The 21,283-nt window shown below is 49.7% G+C and carries 18 protein-coding genes; 16 read left to right on the top strand and 2 right to left on the bottom strand.

Going from position 1 to position 21,283, the window contains the following annotated elements:
- From GMA8713_RS04195 to GMA8713_RS04185, 3 genes are all read left to right on the top strand, one after another.
- Positions 1–807, top strand: coding sequence for a sulfite exporter TauE/SafE family protein (locus GMA8713_RS04195; RefSeq protein ID WP_062706040.1), 807 nt, complete (start codon positions 1–3; stop codon positions 805–807).
- Between the two features lie 13 nt (positions 808–820).
- Positions 821–1,621: a prolipoprotein diacylglyceryl transferase gene (lgt, locus tag GMA8713_RS04190; protein WP_062706036.1), complete on the top strand. Its 801-nt coding sequence runs from the start codon at positions 821–823 to the stop codon at positions 1,619–1,621.
- Between the two features lie 92 nt (positions 1,622–1,713).
- Positions 1,714–2,553 (top strand): thymidylate synthase, encoded by an 840-nt coding sequence (locus tag GMA8713_RS04185; RefSeq protein WP_062706034.1) that lies wholly within the window; start codon positions 1,714–1,716, stop codon positions 2,551–2,553.
- A gap of 204 nt (positions 2,554–2,757) precedes the next feature.
- On the opposite strand, the gene GMA8713_RS04180 is transcribed toward GMA8713_RS04185, so the two are convergent.
- The gene (locus tag GMA8713_RS04180) at positions 2,758–3,903 is read right to left on the bottom strand and encodes a Na/Pi symporter (RefSeq protein WP_062706032.1); all 1,146 of its coding nucleotides are present in this window, start codon (positions 3,901–3,903) and stop codon (positions 2,758–2,760) included.
- Positions 3,904–4,327: 424 nt separating this feature from the next.
- Here GMA8713_RS04180 and nhaA point away from each other — a divergent pair, with 424 nt between their 5' ends.
- From nhaA to GMA8713_RS04160, 4 genes are all read left to right on the top strand, one after another.
- Positions 4,328–5,518, top strand: coding sequence for a Na+/H+ antiporter NhaA (nhaA, locus tag GMA8713_RS04175; protein WP_062706029.1), 1,191 nt, complete (start codon positions 4,328–4,330; stop codon positions 5,516–5,518).
- Positions 5,490–5,759 (top strand): hypothetical protein, encoded by a 270-nt coding sequence (locus GMA8713_RS04170; protein ID WP_039850264.1) that lies wholly within the window; start codon positions 5,490–5,492, stop codon positions 5,757–5,759. The genes nhaA and GMA8713_RS04170 overlap by 29 nt, the downstream gene beginning before the upstream one ends.
- A gap of 60 nt (positions 5,760–5,819) precedes the next feature.
- The gene (gene nhaR / locus GMA8713_RS04165; protein ID WP_002540359.1) at positions 5,820–6,707 is read left to right on the top strand and encodes a transcriptional activator NhaR; all 888 of its coding nucleotides are present in this window, start codon (positions 5,820–5,822) and stop codon (positions 6,705–6,707) included.
- Between the two features lie 115 nt (positions 6,708–6,822).
- Positions 6,823–7,119: an ArsR/SmtB family transcription factor gene (locus GMA8713_RS04160; protein ID WP_039850263.1), complete on the top strand. Its 297-nt coding sequence runs from the start codon at positions 6,823–6,825 to the stop codon at positions 7,117–7,119.
- Positions 7,120–7,181: 62 nt separating this feature from the next.
- Here the strand turns inward: GMA8713_RS04160 and rpsT are convergent, their stop codons facing one another.
- The gene (rpsT, locus tag GMA8713_RS04155; RefSeq protein WP_002540356.1) at positions 7,182–7,442 is read right to left on the bottom strand and encodes a 30S ribosomal protein S20; all 261 of its coding nucleotides are present in this window, start codon (positions 7,440–7,442) and stop codon (positions 7,182–7,184) included.
- A 296-nt stretch (positions 7,443–7,738) separates the two neighbouring features.
- On the opposite strand from rpsT, the gene murJ reads away from it, so the two are divergent.
- From murJ to carB, 9 genes are all read left to right on the top strand, one after another.
- Positions 7,739–9,298, top strand: coding sequence for a murein biosynthesis integral membrane protein MurJ (murJ, locus tag GMA8713_RS04150; protein ID WP_062706026.1), 1,560 nt, complete (start codon positions 7,739–7,741; stop codon positions 9,296–9,298).
- A 61-nt stretch (positions 9,299–9,359) separates the two neighbouring features.
- Positions 9,360–10,301: a bifunctional riboflavin kinase/FAD synthetase gene (gene ribF, locus GMA8713_RS04145; RefSeq protein ID WP_062706023.1), complete on the top strand. Its 942-nt coding sequence runs from the start codon at positions 9,360–9,362 to the stop codon at positions 10,299–10,301.
- Between the two features lie 33 nt (positions 10,302–10,334).
- Complete coding sequence (gene ileS / locus GMA8713_RS04140) at positions 10,335–13,163, top strand: isoleucine--tRNA ligase (protein WP_062706020.1); 2,829 nt, start codon at positions 10,335–10,337, stop codon at positions 13,161–13,163.
- A gap of 22 nt (positions 13,164–13,185) precedes the next feature.
- On the top strand, positions 13,186–13,698 hold the full coding sequence (gene lspA / locus GMA8713_RS04135) for a signal peptidase II (RefSeq protein WP_062706017.1): 513 nt from the start codon (positions 13,186–13,188) through the stop codon (positions 13,696–13,698).
- A 153-nt stretch (positions 13,699–13,851) separates the two neighbouring features.
- Positions 13,852–14,283, top strand: a complete 432-nt coding sequence (fkpB, locus tag GMA8713_RS04130) for an FKBP-type peptidyl-prolyl cis-trans isomerase (protein WP_062706014.1) — start codon at positions 13,852–13,854, stop codon at positions 14,281–14,283.
- An 11-nt stretch (positions 14,284–14,294) separates the two neighbouring features.
- Positions 14,295–15,239 carry a 4-hydroxy-3-methylbut-2-enyl diphosphate reductase gene (gene ispH, locus GMA8713_RS04125; RefSeq protein ID WP_062706011.1) on the top strand — a complete coding sequence of 315 codons (945 nt, stop codon included), beginning with the start codon at positions 14,295–14,297 and terminating at the stop codon, positions 15,237–15,239.
- A gap of 166 nt (positions 15,240–15,405) precedes the next feature.
- Positions 15,406–16,212 carry a 4-hydroxy-tetrahydrodipicolinate reductase gene (gene dapB / locus GMA8713_RS04120; RefSeq protein WP_062706008.1) on the top strand — a complete coding sequence of 269 codons (807 nt, stop codon included), beginning with the start codon at positions 15,406–15,408 and terminating at the stop codon, positions 16,210–16,212.
- 515 nt (positions 16,213–16,727) lie between these two features.
- Positions 16,728–17,867 carry a glutamine-hydrolyzing carbamoyl-phosphate synthase small subunit gene (gene carA, locus GMA8713_RS04115; RefSeq protein WP_062706005.1) on the top strand — a complete coding sequence of 380 codons (1,140 nt, stop codon included), beginning with the start codon at positions 16,728–16,730 and terminating at the stop codon, positions 17,865–17,867.
- Positions 17,868–17,883: 16 nt separating this feature from the next.
- The gene (gene carB, locus GMA8713_RS04110) at positions 17,884–21,117 is read left to right on the top strand and encodes a carbamoyl-phosphate synthase large subunit (RefSeq protein WP_062706002.1); all 3,234 of its coding nucleotides are present in this window, start codon (positions 17,884–17,886) and stop codon (positions 21,115–21,117) included.
- Positions 21,118–21,283 lie beyond the last annotated feature (166 nt).

Below are 21,283 nucleotides of genomic sequence, written 5' to 3'. Positions count from 1 at the left end.
ATGTTAGAAGCCACATTGTGGTTGTTTGGCGTTTGTCTTGCCGTCGGGGGCGTTGTTGGTCTGTTAGCCGGGCTTTTAGGGATCGGTGGTGGCCTGATTGTTGTGCCAGCGCTTAGCGTGCTTCTGCCCTGGGCGGGAATCTCTGCCAATCTCGTGATGCCTATGGCACTCGCCACATCGCTAGCAAGCATTGTGGTCACGTCATCCTCCTCCGCTTATACACACTATCGCCTCGGTAATGTTCAGCCTTCCGTTATTAAAACCTTGTTACCGGGTATTTTACTGGGTGGGCTGCTTGGCAGTGCGATTGCTGACAGAATGCCAACGGAGTATTTGCCGAAAGTCTTCGGGATTATCGTGCTGTTGCTCGCTCTGCAAATGGCACTGTCACTTCGGGTAAAATCAACCAGACCGCTACCTTCTCCGCTTGGCAGCATGACCAGTGGGACTGCGATTGGTATGATAGCGAGCCTTGCGGGAATTGGTGGCGGCTCATTGACCGTGCCTTATCTGAACTATCATGGTGTCGAAATGCGCAAAGCCATTGGCAGTGCATCATTGTGCGGTGTCTTTTTGGCGCTTTCCGGTGTCATAGGTTTTATCTTTTTCGGGCTGACGCAACCCGAGATATTGCCACCTTATAGTGTGGGGTATGTTTACTTGCCAGCATTGATTGGTATTGTAGTCACTTCCGTAATGACAACGCGTTACGGGGCGAGACTTGCGACCCGTTTACCGACACCCATTATAAAACGCGTATTCGCGGTATTCTTGCTCCTGGTGGGCGCAAGTATGTTTTTTAGCTAAGGAAGACGAATTCATGTCACTGACATTTCCCCAAATAGATCCTGTCTTGATTGAAATCGGGCCGCTGGCAGTGCGCTGGTATGGCTTGATGTACCTTGCCGGTTTTGCCTTTGCACTTTGGCTGGCAAACCGCCGTGCAGATAAGCCGGGTAGCGGATGGACGCGGGATGAAGTCAGTGATCTACTCTTTGCAGGTTTTCTGGGGGTGGTGTTGGGCGGCCGCATTGGCTATGTGCTCTTTTATCAATTCGACGCATTTCTTGCAGACCCGCTCTTCCTGTTCAAAGTCTGGACGGGCGGCATGTCTTTCCATGGTGGATTGCTGGGTGTGATTGCAGCCATGGCTTGGTATGCCCGCAAGACCAAGCGAACGTTCTTTGCAGTATCTGATTTTATAGCGCCACTGGTGCCATTTGGTCTGGGCGCAGGCCGTCTGGGCAACTTTATCAATGGCGAGCTTTGGGGACGTGCGACAGACATGCCATGGGGCATGATTTTCCCAACAGGAGGACCGATTGCCCGTCACCCTTCGCAGCTTTATGAGTTTTTGCTGGAAGGCATCGTGCTGTTCTTAATCCTGAACTGGTTTATTAAGAAGCCGCGTCCAGCAGGTGCAGTGTCCGGTTTGTTCCTGATTGGCTACGGGGCATTCCGGTTTATCGTTGAATTCTATCGTGAGCCGGACGCGCACTTAGGTTTGTTTGGCGACTGGATCAGCATGGGACAGATCTTGTCTACTCCAATGATTATTGTGGGTGTGTTGATGGTGATTTGGGCGTATCGCAGAGACCCAAGCGCAGCGCGCTCAGCGTAACAGTTTCAGTTTAAGCCGCAGATCCCTGCGGCTTTCTTTATATTTGTGATTTGTCATCCCGCGGCGGCGGGTAGTAAAGGAAAGGAAGAACCATGAAGCAATATCTTGATTTAATGCAGGATATCATTGATAACGGCACCGACCGTGGCGACCGCACTGGTGTAGGTACACGTTCAGTTTTTGGTCGTCAGATGCGTTTTGATCTCAGTGAAGGCTTTCCGCTGCTGACAACCAAGAAGCTTTACACACGTGCCATCATTCATGAGCTGCTGTGGTTCCTTAATGGCGATACCAACATTAAGTATCTGCAAGACAATAACGTGACAATCTGGGACGAGTGGGCAACAGAGGAGGGCGATCTAGGCCCGGTGTATGGTGCTCAGTGGCGTTCATGGGCATGTCCGGATGGTTCTACTGTTGACCAGATTGCCGAGCTGATTGAGCAGATCAAAACTAAACCAAATTCGCGCCGCCATATTATTACGGCGTGGAACCCTGCTGACCTGCCTGACGAGACTATCAGCCCGCAAGCAAACGCAGAGCAAGGCAAAATGGCACTGGCTCCTTGCCACTGTTTGTTTCAGTTCTACGTAGCTGATGGCAAGCTGTCTTGTCAGCTTTATCAGCGTAGCGCCGATTACTTTCTGGGTGTGCCGTTCAACATTGCGAGTTACGCACTGTTCACCCATATGATTGCGCAGCAGTGTGATTTGGAAGTTGGTGATTTCGTTCATACCTTCGGTGATGTTCACCTTTATCACAATCACCTGACCGATGATATCGTTTACGAGCAGCTCAAGCGTGATCCGGGTAATCGACCAACCCTGACAATCAAACGTAAGCCTGACTCCATCTTCGACTACAAACTAGAAGACTTTGAGATTGAAGGTTACGAAGCCCTGCCATCGATTAAAGCGCCGATTGCGGTTTAAGAGGATTTAGGGTTCTAGGAAAAGAAGATCCTAGGTCCTAGGAAGAGCAAGAGCAGATCCTAGGAATAGAAAAAGCGGCAACTGATCACCAGTGCCGCTTTTTTAATGTCTCGATGATCTTGAATAATTCCTGCAGGACCTAGGACCCTAAATACAAAAACGCCCGCGTCAGCGGGCGTTTTCAAATCAGTTTGTCAGTATTACTTATTGGGTTACCAGCATTACCAGCGAAGGAACCGCAATGAATACCAGACCTAAGTAAGCCACGACAGCCATCTTGTTCTTCGCTGCAGCGTCACCCAGCATTTCCGCACACTTCAGTGGGATTTCACGCAGGAATGGTGTACCGAAGATCAGCAGGGTTGCCATGATGTTGAACGCCAGGTGTACCAGAGCGATCTGCAGGGCAAACACTGCGTTAGGACCGGTCACTGCCGTTGCTGCCAGCAGGGCGGTGATACAGGTACCGATGTTCGCGCCCAAAGTGAACGGATACACGTCACGTACTTTCAGTACGTTGGTACCTACCAGTGGAACCATCAGGCTGGTCGTCGTAGAAGAAGACTGAACCAGAATGGTAACCAAAGTACCTGACATGATGCCGTGGATAGGACCGCGACCAATCGCTTTGTGCAGCATTTCTTTTGCACGGCCTTCCATCAGAGAGCGCATCAGCTTGCCCATCATGGTGATAGAAGCGAAGATCAGTGCAATACCCAGCAGAGCCAGTACGATGCCGCCCCAGCTACCTGGCAGTGTAGACAGCATATCTTTAGTGCCATTAACCAGTGGCTTGGTGATTGGACCCATAAAGTCCAGACCTTTCATGCTCAGGCTGCCTTCAAACATGAAAGGCGCCACCAACCAGCTTGAGATCTTGTCCAGCAGGCCGAACATCATTTCCAGCGGCAGGAAGATAGCTACAGCAATCAGGTTAAAGAAGTCGTGAACAGTTGCACAGGTAAATGCACGGCGGAATTCATCTTTGCAACGCGCGTGACCTAGACTTACCAATGTGTTGGTCACGGTAGTGCCAATGTTTGCACCCATCACCATAGGAATGGCTGTTTCAACTGGCAGGCCGCCAGCGACGAGACCAACAATAATAGAAGTTACAGTACTGGAAGACTGGATGAGCGCTGTCGCTACGATACCAATCATCAGACCCGCAACGGGATGAGATGCGAATTCAAACAAGGTTCTCGCCTCGTCACCCGCAGCCCATTTGAAACCACTTCCAACCATGGAAACTGCCAAAAGCAGTACATAAAGCATAAGTGCCAGGTTGGCCCAACGTACCCAATTCTTAGAGCTGTTAATCGGTGCAGCAGTAGAAGCTTGGGAGGTCATAAGAGAAATCTCCGTGACAGTTAAATGTCAGATTTGTGTCAGTGAAAGAATCTGGCGCGGATATTAGGTACGAAATATTTCACTAATATGACAGTTATAAGGTGGTGTATCAGCCATTGATAAGAAAGGGTGTAAAGACTTTGTGTCACGTGTCCTTATTCCTATAAAAAACATGAGGATAAGTTATTTTTGTGAGGGGTGAAATCGCAGTATAAAAAATAGGCACTTGAACCGTTTTAAGGCTTGATGCAGGCTGGGCTGGAACGTTTATTACAGAGTCACCGATTTTCTTTGCGAAAAAAGTAACAATTTTGATTGGATACTTCGGATATTTCGATGTTTAATCTCCGAAGAACCGATTTTTCTTTATCGATGATCGGCGCCTAGACTAGTAGAGATTAACTAATTTAACGGAGTGCTTTTAATGACTGATGCGATTCGTCAGTTTATGAAGATGGAATCAGCTGGTGGTTTAGTGCTGATCGTTGCTGCGATTCTGGCGATCATTATTGCCAACTCGCCTTTGCAACCACTGTATGACAGTGCGCTTCATAGCTACATAGCAGGTTTGTCTGTTGCACATTGGATTAATGACGGCCTCATGGCCATCTTTTTCTTACTGATTGGACTTGAGGTTAAAAGGGAGCTGATTGAAGGCGCTCTGAATACCAAAGAAAAAGCCATCTTCCCTGCTATTGCTGCTGTCGGCGGTATGGTAGCACCTGCCGCGGTATATCTGGCATTTAATGCTGGCGACCCTGTCACCCAAGCGGGTTGGGCAATTCCAGCCGCGACGGACATTGCATTCGCACTGGGTGTGATGGCGCTGCTGGGCAAGCGCGTTCCGTTGGCACTGAAAGTCTTCCTGCTCGCGTTGGCGATTATTGATGACCTTGGCGTTATCGTGATTATTGCTTTGTTCTATAGCAGTGATCTCTCCATTACAGCACTGACAGTTGCCTTCTTGGCTACAGCAGCACTCTTCCTGATGAATGCCAAAGGTGTCACTCAGACCCGGTGGTACTTACTTGTGGGGGCGATTCTCTGGGTCAGCGTTTTGAAGTCAGGTGTTCATGCGACACTGGCGGGTGTGGTGCTGGGCTTTGTGATTCCGCTTGAAGGTGGAAAGGACGGTAAATCACCACTGAAAGAGCTCGAACATGCGATTCACCCGTACGCTGCTTTCTTAATTCTGCCTATCTTTGCGTTCGCAAATGCTGGTGTGTCACTGGAAGGCGTATCAATAGAAAGTCTAACCAATACGCTTCCATTGGGGATTGCACTGGGTCTGTTGATTGGTAAGCCTCTGGGTATCTTTACCCTGAGCTGGGCGTCAGTAAAACTGGGTATTGCTCGCCTACCTGAAAACGTAAACTTTAAGCAAATCTTTGCCGTGTCATTGTTGTGTGGTATCGGCTTTACCATGTCCATCTTCATTTCGTCTCTGGCGTTTGTTGGTGTGGATGAAAGCTATATTACCTTCTCACGACTGGGCATTTTGATTGGTTCAACTATCTCGGCTGTGGCAGGTTACGCCCTGCTGAATGCTGTATTGCCGAAATCGAGTGAGGTGGAGGAAGATAGCGATGAGAAAAAAGTTAGCATTGATTATTAGCGGAGTGCTTTTTGCTACACCGGCATTGGCTGCGAACAATTACTCACACTGTTTCGATGATAATTCGACAGAAGTATGTAAAGCGTTCTTAGCCGGGTTGGAAACAACCCAACCCGAGGTTGTAGAAAAAGCATCACTGACAACAACGCCAAGCGTCGACAAAGACACCCTCTTAGGCAGAGCGCTGGAACAGCGCGCCGGAGGTCGCTATAAGACCTCCACCATTGCCAAGAAAGGATAAGCTACCAGTTCAAAACGCCAGTCGCGGATAACGTGTCTGGCGTTTTTTCGTTGAGAACACATGTCACATTTAAATTATAACCACCTCTATTACTTCTGGATGGTCTGTAAGCAAGGTTCAGTGTCCAAGGCGGCTGATGCCTTGTTTCTGACGCCACAGACCGTTACAGGACAAATCAGGGCGCTTGAAGAGCGGCTCAAAGGTAAGCTGACCAAACGTGCAGGAAGAAACATTGAGCCCACAGAGCTTGGGCAGCTCGTATTTAAATATGCGGATAAGATGTTTGGCTTGAGTTATGAAATGCTCGATATCGTGAATTACAGCCAACGTGAGCACCAGTTGTTCGATGTTGGCGTCGCGGACGCACTTTCGAAAAGCCTTGTTAGCCGTGTGCTGCTAAAAGCATTGCCGGAAGACGATGGCATTCATCTACGTTGCTTTGAGTCTACCCATGAGTTGCTGTTGGAGCAGCTTAGTCAGCATAAGCTGGATATGATTCTGTCTGATTGCCCGGTTGATTCAACACAAAGCCCTGGGCTATTCAGTGTGAAGATAGGCGAGAGCATGATGAGCTTTTTCTGCTCAGGGGATATCTCCAAGAAGCGTTTTCCTGCTGTCATTGAAGAGCATAAATTGTTAATCCCTAGTACACGCACAGCCATGGGGCGAAAGTTAATGCATTGGTTTGATAGCCAGGGCATCACGCCCACCATTTTGGGAGAGTTTGATGATGCGGCATTGATGAAAGCGTTTGGCTCGAATCATAAAGCTATGTTTGTTGCGCCGACATTTTACTCTTCAGATGTGCTGGAATTACCGAATGTGATGGAAGTGGCGAAAGTTGAAGCACTTAAAGAAGAGTACTATGTGATTTTCGCTGAGCGTATGATCCAGCACCCTGCAGTAAAACGCATATGTGAAGCTGATTTCAGCAAGTTGTTTCACTAATTCTCAACTTCTATATAGCATTCTTAATTGCGAACCGTTGTTACTGACCTGAACAGTGTTAAACTTAAGTCAAACACAAACAAACCTTTAGATGTAATTTTTGCAGGCAGTAAGTATGGAACTAGAAAAAATGCAAGAAGCTGGGCCAAAGGCAGTGCAGTTGCTAAAAGCAATGGCAAACGAGCGCAGACTCTTCATACTTTGTTATCTGCTGGAAGGGGAAATGTCTGTTGGTACGCTGAGTGAGAAGCTCCAGCTCAGTCAGTCTGCATTATCTCAGCACTTGGCTTGGTTGAGACGCGATGGTCTGGTAGCAACAAGGAAAGAAGCGCAGACCGTCTACTATTCGCTGAAGAGTGTCGAAGTGCAAACCATCATGACTACACTGCACCAGTTGTATTGCGCGAAGTAAAACATTGAACAAATAAAAAAACCGGCCATGAGCCGGTTTTTTTATTTCAAATCGGAGCGCTATTACAGAGCTTTGATTTGAGCAGCCAGAGCAGCTTTATGACGAGCAGCCTTGTTCTTGTGGATCAGGCCTTTAGTAGCCATGCGGTCCAAGATAGGTTGCGCTTCAGCAAATGCTTTAGTAGCCGCTTCTTTATCGCCTGCTGCGATAGCTGCGATAGTTTTTTTCATGTAAGTGCGCATCATTGAGCGACGGCTTGCATTGTGCTGGCGACGCTTCTCAGATTGGATTGCACGCTTCTTAGCAGATTTGATATTCGCCAAGGGTCTAACTCCCAAATCTTATATTCGGTGACAATTTAAGGCCGAGGAATATGCCTCGTTTTACCCGAGTTGTCAATTCATTTGTGCAAATATCCGCCGCACTCACCTTAAGATTGGCGTGCTGCGAACATCGCGGTTAATATGGCGGCAGATTCTACCAGCATTCTTTACTTGAAGTAAGCCTTTTATCTGTGCTTTTCGTGCTATTCAAGATGCCTTCTTTCTATTTATAACTACAGGGGGCGCGCGCGAAAGGCAGGCAGGTTTACTTCCTTTTGTTTTTTAAGGGGATATAGGTGTCAAAGCGATTACTTCGCTCTGGATTGATTGTCAGTTCAATGACCATGATTTCGCGCGTTATGGGTCTTGTACGCGATGTGGTGATAGCGAATTTAATGGGTGCAGGCGCGGCGGCGGATGTTTTCTTCTTTGCCAACAAAATCCCTAACTTCCTGCGACGTCTTTTCGCTGAAGGTGCATTCTCACAGGCTTTCGTCCCAGTGCTGGCAGAATATCAAGCCAGTGATGATAAAACCAAAACCCGGGAACTGATTGCGTATGTGTCGGGCACACTGGGTCTGTTGGTGACAATAGTCACCTTGATTGGTGTGATTGCCTCACCGGTTATCACTGCCTTGTTCGGGATGGGGTGGTTCCTTGATTGGGTGAACGATGGCCCTTCGTCACACAAATTTGAGCTGGCCTCTCTGATACTAAAGATCACCTTCCCATACCTTTGGTTTATTACCTTTGTGGCACTGGCTGGGTCAATATTAAACACCTTGGGTCGGTTTGCGGTGTCCTCTTTTACGCCGGTATTCCTGAATATCGCCATGATTTCGGCAGCTATATGGATATCACCAAACATGGACCAGCCAGAAATAGGTTTGGGTATTGGTGTTTTTCTTGGCGGTCTGATCCAGTTCGGCTTCCAAATCCCGTTCCTTTATCGAGAAGGGATGCTGGTTCGCCCTAAGTGGGGCTGGTCGCATCCAGGCGTGGCAAAAATTCGTACCCTGATGATTCCTGCATTGTTTGGGGTTTCTGTTAGCCAGATTAACCTCTTGCTCGATACCTTCATTGCGAGTTTCCTGGCAACCGGTTCTATCAGTTGGCTTTACTACTCAGATCGCTTGCTAGAGTTTCCATTAGGTTTGTTCGGGATTGCCATCGCAACAGTGATTCTTCCTGCGCTATCCAAAAAACATGTGGAGCAATCTTCAGGTCATTTTGCGTCCACCATGGATTGGGGAGTACGCATGGTACTGTTGCTTGGCGCTCCTGCCATGGTAGGAATGATTGTGCTTGCCAAGCCTATGTTGATGGTGCTTTTCATGCGCGGTGAGTTCGGCGCTGATGATGTTAATGCGGCCGCCATGTCACTTATCGCTTATTCGTCAGGTCTGCTTAACTTTATGTTGATCAAAGTACTTGCACCGGGCTACTACGCCCGGCAGGACACAAAAACGCCCGTGCGTTACGGCATCATCGCCATGGCGAGCAATATGGTATTCAATCTGATTTTTGCCTATTTCTACGGTTATGTAGGCTTGGCGATCGCGACGGCGTTATCTGCTTTGGTCAATGCAGGCTTGCTGTATCGTGGCCTCCACAAACAACAGGTTTACCGCGTCAGCAAAGATACGGTGATTTTCACCCTGCGACTTATCTTCGGTGTGGCGCTCATGGGCGCAGTGGTTTATCACGTTATGCCCGTATTTGAGCAATGGCTGGTGATGGATTTGTGGCAAAGAGTTTATACGCTGACCGGCTTAATTGCTGCGGGCGCAATCACTTACGTAGTCTCGCTGGTGATTTTGGGCCTGCGACCGCATCAACTTCGCGCGGAAGGCTGATTGCGGCTTCTGATTAGTATATAATCCGTCGGTTTTTTAAGGGGAAAGCTGTTTTACCGCTATGGAATTAATTCGGGGTATCCATAACATCCGCGACAGACATCGTGGTTGCGTGCTGACAATCGGTAACTTTGACGGTGTCCATTTGGGTCATCAGGAAGTACTGCGTCGCGTGGTGGAAAAAGCGCGTGAGCTTGGATTGCCTTCAACGGTAATGCTGTTTGAGCCTCAACCGCGAGAGCTATTTTCAGGAGAAAATGCTCCGGCACGACTCACCCGACTTCGCGATAAGTATGTTCAACTCGCCAAACTGGGTGTTGAGCGTCTCGTCATGGTTAACTTCAACGCCAAATTCGCCTCTATCACGCCGCATGACTTCGTTCATCGCTTGTTGGCTGAACAATTGGGTGTTAAGTTTCTCGTGGTTGGTGATGATTTTCGCTTTGGCGCTAAGCGTCAGGGCGATTTTTGTTATCTGCAAAACGAAGCGACAACGGCTGGCTTTGAAGTGGTAAGCACTGACAGCTTTACTGTCTCTGAGCAACGTGTCAGCAGTACAGCCATTCGTAACGAATTGGCTGCAGGGCATCAGAGTGAAGCAGAAGCGATGCTTGGTCGCCCTTACAGCATCAGCGGTCGTGTTTCCCACGGTAAAAAGTTGGGTCGGACCATCGGCTTCCCAACGGCAAATGTTCCGCTCAAGCGTCGTGTATCTCCGGTTTCCGGTGTGTATGTGGTGCGTGTTGGCGGAATTGAAGAAGAACAATGGCTGGGTGGTGTAGCGAATGTCGGTACACGGCCTACTGTCAACGGTGTGCGCCAACAACTGGAAGTACACCTTTTTGACCTGGAGCGTGATCTCTATGGTCTTCAGATCGAAGTGCAGCTCTTACATAAATTGCGCGACGAGATGAAATTTGGCTCGCTCGATGAGTTGAAAGCCCAAATCGGAATTGATGCCCAGACAGCGCGTGCGTGGCTGGCTGAGTATGATGAGAAATAATGTCTAAACGTCCATATACGGAATGAACAATCAATGAGTGACTTTAAAGATACCTTAAACTTGCCGGAAACCGCGTTTCCGATGCGAGGGAATCTTGCACAGCGCGAGCCACAAATGCTCAAGCGCTGGTACGACGAAGATCTTTACGGTGAAATCCGTAAAGCGAAGAAAGGCAAAAAATCTTTCATTTTGCATGACGGCCCTCCGTATGCGAACGGCAATATTCACATTGGTCACTCCGTAAACAAAATTCTTAAAGACATTATTATTAAGTCCAAAACTCTTTCAGACTTCGACGCACCTTACGTACCAGGTTGGGACTGTCACGGCCTGCCTATTGAACTGATGGTTGAGAAGAAAGTCGGTAAACCAGGCCAGAAAGTGTCTGCTGCTGAATTCCGTCAGAAGTGTCGTGAGTACGCTGCGAAGCAGGTTGAAGGCCAGAAGGCAGACTTCAAACGTCTGGGCGTGTTGGGTGAGTGGGACAAACCATACCTGACCATGGACTTTGATACCGAAGCAAACATCATCCGTGCACTGGGTAAAATCGCGGGTAACGGTCACCTGCACAAAGGTTTCAAACCGGTTCACTGGTGTACTGACTGTGGTTCTGCACTGGCAGAAGCTGAAGTCGAGTACTACAACAAAATTTCTCCTTCAATCGATGTCATGTTTGGGGCTGTCGATGAAGCTGCAGTGCTGTCTAAGTTCAACCTGAACGAAGGTCATTTAGGTCAAGGTGATGTGTCTATCGTTATCTGGACCACTACACCTTGGACTCTGCCAGCGAACCGTGCAGTCGCGGTTTCTGATGCGCTGGAATACGTGCTGGTTCAGGTGGAAGGTGAAACGCCACGTCGTCTGATCATGGCTGCAGAGCTTGCGAAAGATGTGATGGATCGTGCCGGAATCGAGCACTTCCACAATCTGGGCTTCTGTAAAGGTGATGCGCTGGAACTGCTGCGCTTTAACCACCCGTTCTACAGCTTCGATGTTCCTGTGATCCTGGGCGATCACGTAACGACTGAATCAGGTACGGGTGTTGTACACACGGCACCTGGACACGGTCAGGAAGACTTCGCGGTTGGTCAAAAGTACAACCTTGAAGTGGCTAACCCAGTAGGTAGCAACGGTGTTTACTTGCCAGACACAGAGCTGTTTGCAGGTCAACACGTATTTAAAGCGAACGATAACGTGGTTGAAGTGCTTAAAGAGCACGGTGCGCTGCTGCATCACCACGCTTACGAGCACAGCTATCCGCATTGCTGGCGCCACAAAACGCCAATTATCTTCCGTGCAACGCCTCAGTGGTTTATCTCTATGGAGAAAGCGGGCCTGCGTGCAAAAGCACTGGAAGAAATCAAAAACGTACAGTGGATCCCTGAGTGGGGACAAAACCGCATTGAGTCAATGGTAGAAGGTCGACCTGACTGGTGTATTTCACGTCAGCGTACCTGGGGCGTGCCAATTGCCCTGTTCGTTCACAAGGAAACGGCAGAGCTTCATCCGAACACCGTTGAGCTGATTGAGCAAGTGGCTCAGAAAGTTGAGCGGTCTGGCATCCAGGCATGGTGGGAACTAGACGCTGAAGAATTGCTTGGTGCAGAAGCGGCGAACTACGAGAAAGTGCTGGACACTCTGGACGTATGGTTCGATTCAGGTGCAACGCACTATGCAGTGGTTAACCAGCGCGAAGAGTTTGCAGGCCATGAGGCAGATATGTATCTGGAAGGTTCCGACCAACACCGTGGTTGGTTCCAGTCTTCCCTGATGACCTCTGTAGCGATCAAGAACCACGCCCCTTACAAGCAGGTTCTGACGCACGGCTTCACCGTTGACGGCCAGGGCCGCAAGATGTCGAAGTCTATCGGTAACGTGGTTTCACCTCAGGACGTGATGAACAAGTTGGGTGGCGACATCCTGCGTCTTTGGGTGGCATCGACTGACTACACCGGTGAGATGACAGTATCTGATGAAATCCTGAAACGTAGTGCAGACGCTTACCGCCGTATTCGTAACACCGCGCGCTTCTTGCTGGCGAACCTGAACGGCTTCAACCCTGAAACTGATATGGTGGCAGCGGAAGATCTGGTGGTTGCAGATCGCTGGGCAGTGGGCAAAGCACTGGAAGCTCAGGAAGAGATCGTGAAAGCGTTCGAAGAGTGTAACTTCCACGCTGTTACGCAACGTCTGATGCAGTTCTGTTCGGTTGAGATGGGTTCATTCTATCTGGACATCATTAAAGACCGTCAGTACACCGCGAAAGCAGGTGGTCACGCACACCGCAGCTGTCAAACCGCGCTGTTCCATATCGTGGAAGCACTGGTTCGTTGGATGGCGCCAATCATGTCGTTCACCGCAGATGAAATCTGGAACGAGATGCCAGGCAACCGTAACAAGTTCGTTTTCACCGAAGTATGGTACGACGGTCTGTTCGGTCTGGGTGAAGACGAGCAACTGAACAACGCATTCTGGGCTGAACTGCTTCGCGTGCGCGGTGCAGTGAACAAGGTTCTGGAAGCTGCACGTAACGAGAAAACTATCGGTGGTTCTCTGGAAGCTGAAGTGACGCTTTACGCCAAACCTCAGTTTGCCGCCAAGCTGCAGGCAATGGGCGATGAACTGCGCTTCGTATTGCTGACTTCAAAAGCTGAAGTCGTTGCTACCGATGCAGCGCCAGAAGCGGCGGTAGCGACTGACGTTGAAGGTCTGTCTGTTGCTGTTGCCAAGTCTGACGCAGAGAAGTGCGATCGTTGCTGGCACCATGTTGCGGATGTTGGCTCCATCGAAGGTCATGAAGCGATTTGTGGCCGTTGCGCAAGCAACATTGATGGCGAAGGCGAAAAGCGCCAGTTCGCGTAACAGGCAACGATAGGAAAGCTGGATGAAAGATCTAACAGCGAAACAATCAGGATTGCGCTGGCTATGGCTAGCGCTTCTGGTGTTCGTTCTGGATATTGGCAGCAAATTGCTGGTGATGAATACCATGGGTTATGGTTGGTCGAACCGCATTGAGGTGTTGCCATTCTTTAACCTGCTCTATGTTCATAACTATGGCGCCGCGTTCAGCTTTTTGAGCGATGCAGGTGGCTGGCAACGTTGGTTCTTTGCAGCCATAGCGCTTGGTGTTTCTGGCATGTTGGTTTACTGGATGCGCCAAACACCTGCGACAAACCGTATACTGAATGTTGCTTATGCATTGGTGATTGGTGGAGCCATTGGTAACCTGTTTGACCGTCTGGTGCATGGCTATGTGGTGGACTTCCTTGATTTCTTTATCGGGAACAATCACTGGCCAGCATTCAACTTGGCTGACACTGCGATTGTGATTGGTGCGGTACTGATTGTGCTGGATAGCATCATCGCATCAAAAAAGCCTCAAGCTGAAGCTGAATAACCTTCTCGCTGTGCGACGAAGAGATAAAAATTGGCGCTGACTACTCTGTGGTCGGCGCCAAGTCGTATAAAAACTTCGATAACCCAAGTGAAGTTGGGGACTTAGGTGCTGTTACTATTTGGTCAATAGCCCGCCAACAAAGGATTTGAGCGCATGGCGCAAATTATTGCAAACAGTGAAGTCATCATGCACTTCACCATCAAACTTGAAGACGGTTCGGTCGCAGACAGCACTAAAACCTCTGGTAAGCCAGCCAAACTGGTGATGGGTGATGGCAGTCTGACGGAGAACTTCGAAAAATGTCTGCTGGGCTTAACTGAAGGCGAATCTGCAAGCTTTACACTGGAGCCTGAAGATGCCTTCGGTCAACCAAACCCGGATAACGTCCAGCACATGGACCGTAGCTTGTTTGCCGGTGATGCGCCAGCTGAAGAGGGCACCATCATTGCCTTTTCCGGCCCAGGCGGTCAGGAAATCCCGGGTCTGGTCACGGAAGTGGCGGGAGAATCTGTGACGGTGGACTTCAATCACCCATTGGCGGGACATCGTGTTATCTTTGACGTTGAAATTGTCAGTGTTGCTTAAAGGGCTATCTCATGAAAGTCATGCTAGCTAACCCACGAGGGTTTTGTGCCGGTGTTGATCGCGCGATCAGTATCGTTGAACGTGCTCTTGAACTTTACCAGCCACCCATTTATGTACGTCATGAAGTGGTGCATAACCGTTTTGTCGTTGAAGGCCTCAAAGCGCGCGGTGCGGTATTTGTTGAAGAGCTCAGCGAAGTGCCGGACGACAGCATTGTGATTTTCTCTGCGCATGGCGTTTCTCAAGCGGTACGTAATGAAGCGAAAACCCGTGCATTAACTGTGTTTGATGCAACTTGCCCATTGGTGACCAAAGTCCATATGGAAGTGGCACGTGCTAGCCGACGCAATATGGAAGTAGTGCTGATTGGTCATGCCGGTCACCCTGAAGTGGAAGGTACCATGGGGCAATACGCCAGCGAAACCGGCGGCATGTATCTGGTGGAGAAACCGGAAGATGTATACAAGCTGGATGTAAAAGATCCATCCAACCTGCACTTTGTCAGCCAGACGACCTTGTCGGTGGATGAGACGGCAGAAGTGATTGAGACGCTGCGTAAAGTGTTCCCAGACATTCAGGGGCCACGCAAAGACGACATTTGCTACGCAACTCAAAACCGCCAGGACGCCGTTCGCGAACTCGCGACCCAGTGTGATGTGCTGGTGGTTGTAGGCTCGAAGAACAGCTCGAACTCAAACCGTCTGCGTGAACTCAGTGAGAAGCTGGGTACACCGGGTTATCTGACCGATTGTGCAGAAGACGTGAAAGCGGAATGGTTTGACGGCAAGTCCAAAGTCGGAATTACGGCAGGGGCTTCCGCGCCGGAAGAGTTGGTGAACCTCATTATCGCGCGTATTCAAGAGTTAGGTGGCACCACGGTGGAAGAGCTCAAAGGCCGTGAAGAGAACATGTTCTTTGAAGTACCGCGAGAGCTTCAGGTGAAAGAAATCCATTAATTAAACCTTCAGGGAGCCAAGGCTCCCTTTTTTACGCCGCCATTCCCGCGATTGACCGCGCAGAGGTTGATTCACATCACGCGGCGAAAAGGGTAGAGTGGTTATCCAGTTACGAACATAACGCGCACAAAGTGGCGTGATGACAGGAAGTTAAAAGGGGAAACAGATGGTTCGCATTGCAATTGCGGGCGCTGCCGGACGTATGGGCCGACAGCTTATTCAAGCGACTGACGCGATGGAAGGCGCGGTTCTGGCTGCAGCAAGTGTGCGTCCTGAGTCGAGCTTGATTGGTACCGACGCAGGTGAACTGGCAGGTATTGGTAAGTGCGATGTAACAATCGTTGATGATTTGGCGAAAGTGGCCGATCAATTTGATGTCATCATCGACTTCACCGCGCCAGTAGCGACGTTGGCAAACATTGATCTTTGCCGCGCACATGGTAAGCGACTGGTGATCGGTACGACCGGATTTTCCGAAGAGCAACGTGCACAGATTGATGCGGCGACCGATGTTGGTATCGTCATGGCGCCAAACTACAGCGTGGGTGTGAACCTTGTTTTCAAGCTGCTGGAGAAAGCAGCCAAGGTCATGGGTGATTACTGTGATATCGAAATCGTCGAAGCGCATCACAGACATAAAGTGGACGCACCATCAGGAACAGCAATTGGTATGGGTGAGGCGATTGCGGGAGCCATGGGTAACAAGCTGAGTGATGTTGCCGTATATGCCCGTGAAGGAATTACAGGTGAGCGTAGCCGGGATGAGATTGGCTTTGCGACTATCCGTGCAGGCGACATTGTTGGTGAGCATACTGCTATGTTTGCAGACATCGGTGAGCGTGTGGAAATTACCCACAAAGCATCTAACCGTATGACCTTCGCCAATGGAGCGGTTCGCGCAGCGGTTTGGCTGGCAGCAAAAGAGGCGGGCTTCTATACCATGCAAGACGTGCTTGAGCTGGACACCCTGTAGATTACTCGTTTTTCCAGTCAATACGTATTCATATAACTATGCAGTCTCTCTCTGTATGCTGCATAGTTTTTCTTAAAAGACGATGATTTTATTTAAATGGTCGCAGATTACAAAAATCCCACCACTTAACTGCTTTTAATTTGATGTTATTCCTGTTTTCTTTGTTAAGTCCATAAAATACTATCTAAACATTGCTAATAAAAACGGTTGCGTCTCGACCTGACTGCTTTATTTGTCTCAAATGCTACGGCGCAGAGAAAGTGTTAACCTGTTCTGCATAATTTTGCGTGAAATCCTCAGATAACCCTCACTTTTAACTGCTTGGTAGTCAAAACCTCAGTTATAGACCATAAGTAATATTCTTTTTTTTGCCACTTATTGACAGCTTGTGAATCGATCTCTAGAATGCGCGCAATTTGTCAAAATTCAGCTTTAGTGATTTTTGGCACTTGTATGGAATGCTTTGATGCAAGATTATATAGTTTTTCTGCATCTTTATTGATTTGGAGGTTGTCTTGAGCAAGTCTGCGCTCTTAGTCCTGGAAGACGGGACTGTATTCCACGGTGAATCCATTGGTGCTGATGGAACCGCTGTTGGTGAAGTTGTTTTCAATACCTCGATGACGGGGTACCAAGAAATTCTCACCGACCCTTCCTATTCCCAGCAAATCGTTACTCTCACTTATCCCCACATTGGCAATACCGGTACTAATACCGAAGACGAAGAATCCTCAAAAATCCATGCTCAAGGCCTGGTAATCCGCGACCTCCCTCTTATCGCTTCTAACTTCCGTAATCAGCAATCCCTTTCTGATTATCTGAAATCCCAAAACATCGTTGGCATCGCTGATATCGACACCCGTAAGCTGACCCGTTTGCTGCGTGAAAAAGGCGCTCAGAATGGTTGCATCGTTGCGGGCGACAACATCGATGAAGCGCTGGCACTGGCTAAAGCCAAAGAATTCCCTGGCCTGAAAGGCATGGATCTGGCGAAAGAAGTGACGACAGCTGAAGCGTACGAGTGGAAACAAGGCTCATGGACGCTGGAAGGCGGCCTGCCAGAAGCGAAAGATGACAGCGAACTGCCTTATCACGTAGTGGCTTATGATTTCGGCGCTAAGCGTAACATTCTGCGTATGTTGGTTGACCGTGGCTGTCGCTTGACTGTGGTTCCAGCTCAGACTTCAGCAGAAGACGTGCTGGCAATGAATCCAGACGGTGTGTTCCTGTCAAACGGTCCTGGCGACCCAGAGCCATGTACTTATGCGATTGAAGCGACCAAGGTGTTCCTGGAAAAAGGCTTACCAATCTTTGGTATCTGTCTGGGCCACCAAATCCTGGCACTGGCATCAGGTGCACAAACCGTGAAGATGAAGTTCGGTCACCACGGTGCGAACCACCCGGTTAAAGACTTGGACCGCAATGTCGTGATGATCACCAGCCAGAACCACGGCTTTGCAGCAGACGAAGAGACGCTGCCAGCTAACCTGCGCGCGACGCACAAATCTCTGTTCGACGGCTCACTGCAAGGCATCCACCGCACGGATAAGCCAGCATTCAGCTTCCAGGGCCACCCTGAAGCGAGCCCAGGTCCGCACGATGCGGCACCGCTTTTCGACCACTTTATTGAACTGATCAAGCAACACAGCGCGTAACCCGGAGTAGCAGAGAATGCCAAAACGTACAGATATTCAAAGTATTCTTATCCTTGGCGCAGGCCCGATTGTTATCGGTCAGGCGTGTGAGTTCGACTATTCAGGTGCACAGGCGTGTAAAGCGCTGCGTGAAGAGGGTTACCGCGTTATTCTGGTGAACTCTAACCCTGCCACCATCATGACTGACCCAGAGATGGCTGATGCGACTTACATCGAGCCAATCCAGTGGGAAGTGGTACGCAACATCATCGCTAAAGAGCGCCCAGATGCAGTTCTGCCTACCATGGGTGGCCAGACAGCTCTGAACTGTGCACTGGATCTGGAAAAACACGGCGTACTGGCTGAGTTCGGCGTGGAGATGATTGGTGCCACGGCGGACGCAATTGATAAAGCAGAAGACCGTTCACGTTTCGACAAAGCAATGAAGTCTATCGGTCTGGAATGTCCACGCGCTGACACGGCGAAAACCATGGAAGAGGCTTACAAAGTCCTCGATATGGTGGGCTTCCCATGTATCATCCGTCCTTCTTTCACCATGGGTGGTACCGGTGGCGGTATCGCGTATAACAAAGAAGAGTTCGACGAAATCTGTCGCCGCGGTCTGGATCTTTCCCCAACCAATGAGCTGCTGATTGACGAATCTCTGATCGGTTGGAAAGAGTACGAAATGGAAGTGGTTCGCGACAAGGCGGACAACTGTATCATCGTGTGTTCTATCGAGAACTTCGATGCCATGGGTATCCACACCGGTGACTCCATCACGGTTGCACCTGCACAGACTCTGACCGACAAAGAATACCAACTGATGCGTAATGCATCGCTGGCGGTTCTGCGTGAAATCGGCGTTGAAACCGGTGGCTCTAACGTTCAGTTCGGTATCAACCCGAAAGATGGCCGTATGGTTATCATCGAAATGAACCCACGTGTATCACGCTCTTCTGCACTGGCATCGAAAGCAACGGGTTTCCCGATTGCAAAAGTGGCAGCGAAACTGGCTGTTGGTTTCACCCTTGATGAGCTGATGAACGACATCACTGGCGGTGCAACGCCAGCGTCTTTTGAACCGACCATCGACTACGTGGTTACCAAGATCCCACGCTTCAACTTCGAAAAATTTGCGGGCGCAAATGACCGCCTGACTACCCAGATGAAATCTGTGGGTGAAGTTATGGCTATCGGCCGTAACCAACAGGAATCTCTGCACAAAGCGCTGCGTGGTCTGGAAGTTGGTGCGACCGGTTTCGACGAAATGGTTGACCTGGATGAGCCAGATGCACTGACCAAAATCCGCCACGAGCTGAAAGATGCAGGCGCAGAACGTATCTGGTATATCGCAGATGCATTCCGTGCGGGCATGTCCGTAGACGGCGTGTTCAAGCTGACGAACATCGATCGCTGGTTCCTGGTTCAAATCGAAGAGATTGTGAAGCTGGAAGCGGAAATCAAAGAAGGCGGTTTTGCTGGCCTGAACGCAAAAGTATTGCGCAAACTGAAGCGTAAAGGTTTCTCCGATGCACGCCTGAGCAAGCTGCTGGGTGTAAGCGAAAGCGAAATCCGCAAGCTGCGTGACCAGTACGATATTCACCCTGTTTACAAGCGTGTTGATACCTGTGCGGCAGAGTTCTCTTCTGACACGGCATACATGTACTCATCCTACGATGAAGAGTGTGAAGCGAACCCGTCAGACAAAGAAAAAATCATGGTTCTGGGCGGCGGTCCAAACCGTATCGGTCAGGGTATTGAATTTGACTACTGCTGTGTACACGCATCACTGGCACTGCGTGAAGACGGCTTTGAGACCATCATGGTCAACTGTAACCCTGAGACGGTTTCGACTGACTATGACACCTCAGACCGTCTGTACTTCGAACCGGTAACACTGGAAGACGTACTGGCTATTGCGCGTGTTGAAAAGCCAAAAGGCGTTATCGTTCAGTACGGTGGTCAAACCCCGCTGAAACTGGCGCGTGCGCTGGAAGCAGCAGGTGTGCCAATCATTGGTACCAGCCCTGATGCGATTGACCGCGCAGAAGACCGTGAGCGTTTCCAAGCGGCGGTTGAGCGTCTTGGCCTGAAACAGCCAGAAAACGCGACAGTAACTGCACTGGAGCAAGCGGTAGAGAAATCCCGTGAAATCGGTTATCCGCTGGTGGTTCGTCCTTCTTATGTACTGGGCGGCCGCGCAATGGAAATCGTTTACGACGAAAGCGACCTGCGTCGTTACTTCAACGAAGCGGTAAGCGTATCTAATGAATCACCAGTTCTGCTGGACCGTTTCCTGGATGACGCGACCGAAGTTGACGTCGATGCAATCTGCGACGGTGAGCGCGTGGTGATTGGTGGCATCATGGAACACATCGAACAAGCGGGTGTTCACTCTGGTGACTCTGCATGTTCACTGCCTGCTTACACGTTAAGCCAAGAGATTCAGGACGAGATGCGCCGTCAGGTTGAGAAACTGGCCTTTGAGCTGGGTGTTCGTGGTCTGATGAATACTCAGTTTGCAGTAAAAGACGGCGAAGTTTACCTGATTGAGGTTAACCCACGTGCAGCGCGTACCGTACCTTTCGTATCAAAAGCGACCGGCGCACCACTGGCGAAGATTGCTGCTCGTGTTATGGCGGGTCAATCTCTGGAATCACAGGGTTTCACTCAGGAAATCATTCCTCCTTACTACTCAGTGAAAGAAGTGGTTCTGCCATTCAACAAGTTCCCTGGCGTTGACCCACTGCTTGGCCCTGAAATGCGCTCAACCGGTGAAGTTATGGGTGTTGGCGACACGTTTGCAGAGGCTTTTGCGAAAGCAGACCTTGGCTGTGGCAAAACCTACACTGAGCAAGGCCGTGCACTGCTGTCTGTTCGTAACAACGACAAACAACGTGTTGTTGATTTGGCAGCCAAGCTTATCAAGCTGGGCTTCGAGCTGGATGCGACCCATGGTACTGCGGTTGTGCTTGGCGAAGCGGGCATCAACCCACGCCTGGTGAACAAAGTACACGAAGGTCGTCCTCACATTCTTGACCGTATCAAGAACGGTGAGTACAGCTACATCATCAATACCACCGAAGGTCGTCAAGCGATTGAGGACTCGAAGGTACTTCGTCGCGGCGCACTGGCAGAGAAGGTGAACTACACCACTACGCTGAACGCAGCCTTCGCAACCTGTATGGCTCATGCTGCAGCTGACCTGTCGAAAGTGAATTCAGTACAAGAACTGCATGCACGTGTGGCAGAAAAGTACGGTAAATAATTAACAAAACTGCCCCGAACGATTTGGAGCTGACGCTTTGAGTTGTGAGGGGCGACTAATGAGTCGGCAGTAAGCCGACCGTTACGATAACCTCCTTGCCCGCCTCTATGGCGGGCTTTTTTATGTTTTTAGTTTTTCGCGTTTGATATTTTTTGCCTTGTTTTTA

This window comes from Grimontia marina, from assembly GCF_900060185.1.
GTDB lineage: Bacteria > Pseudomonadota > Gammaproteobacteria > Enterobacterales > Vibrionaceae > Enterovibrio > Enterovibrio marinus.
This window is presented reverse-complemented; position numbering and strand designations above follow the sequence as displayed.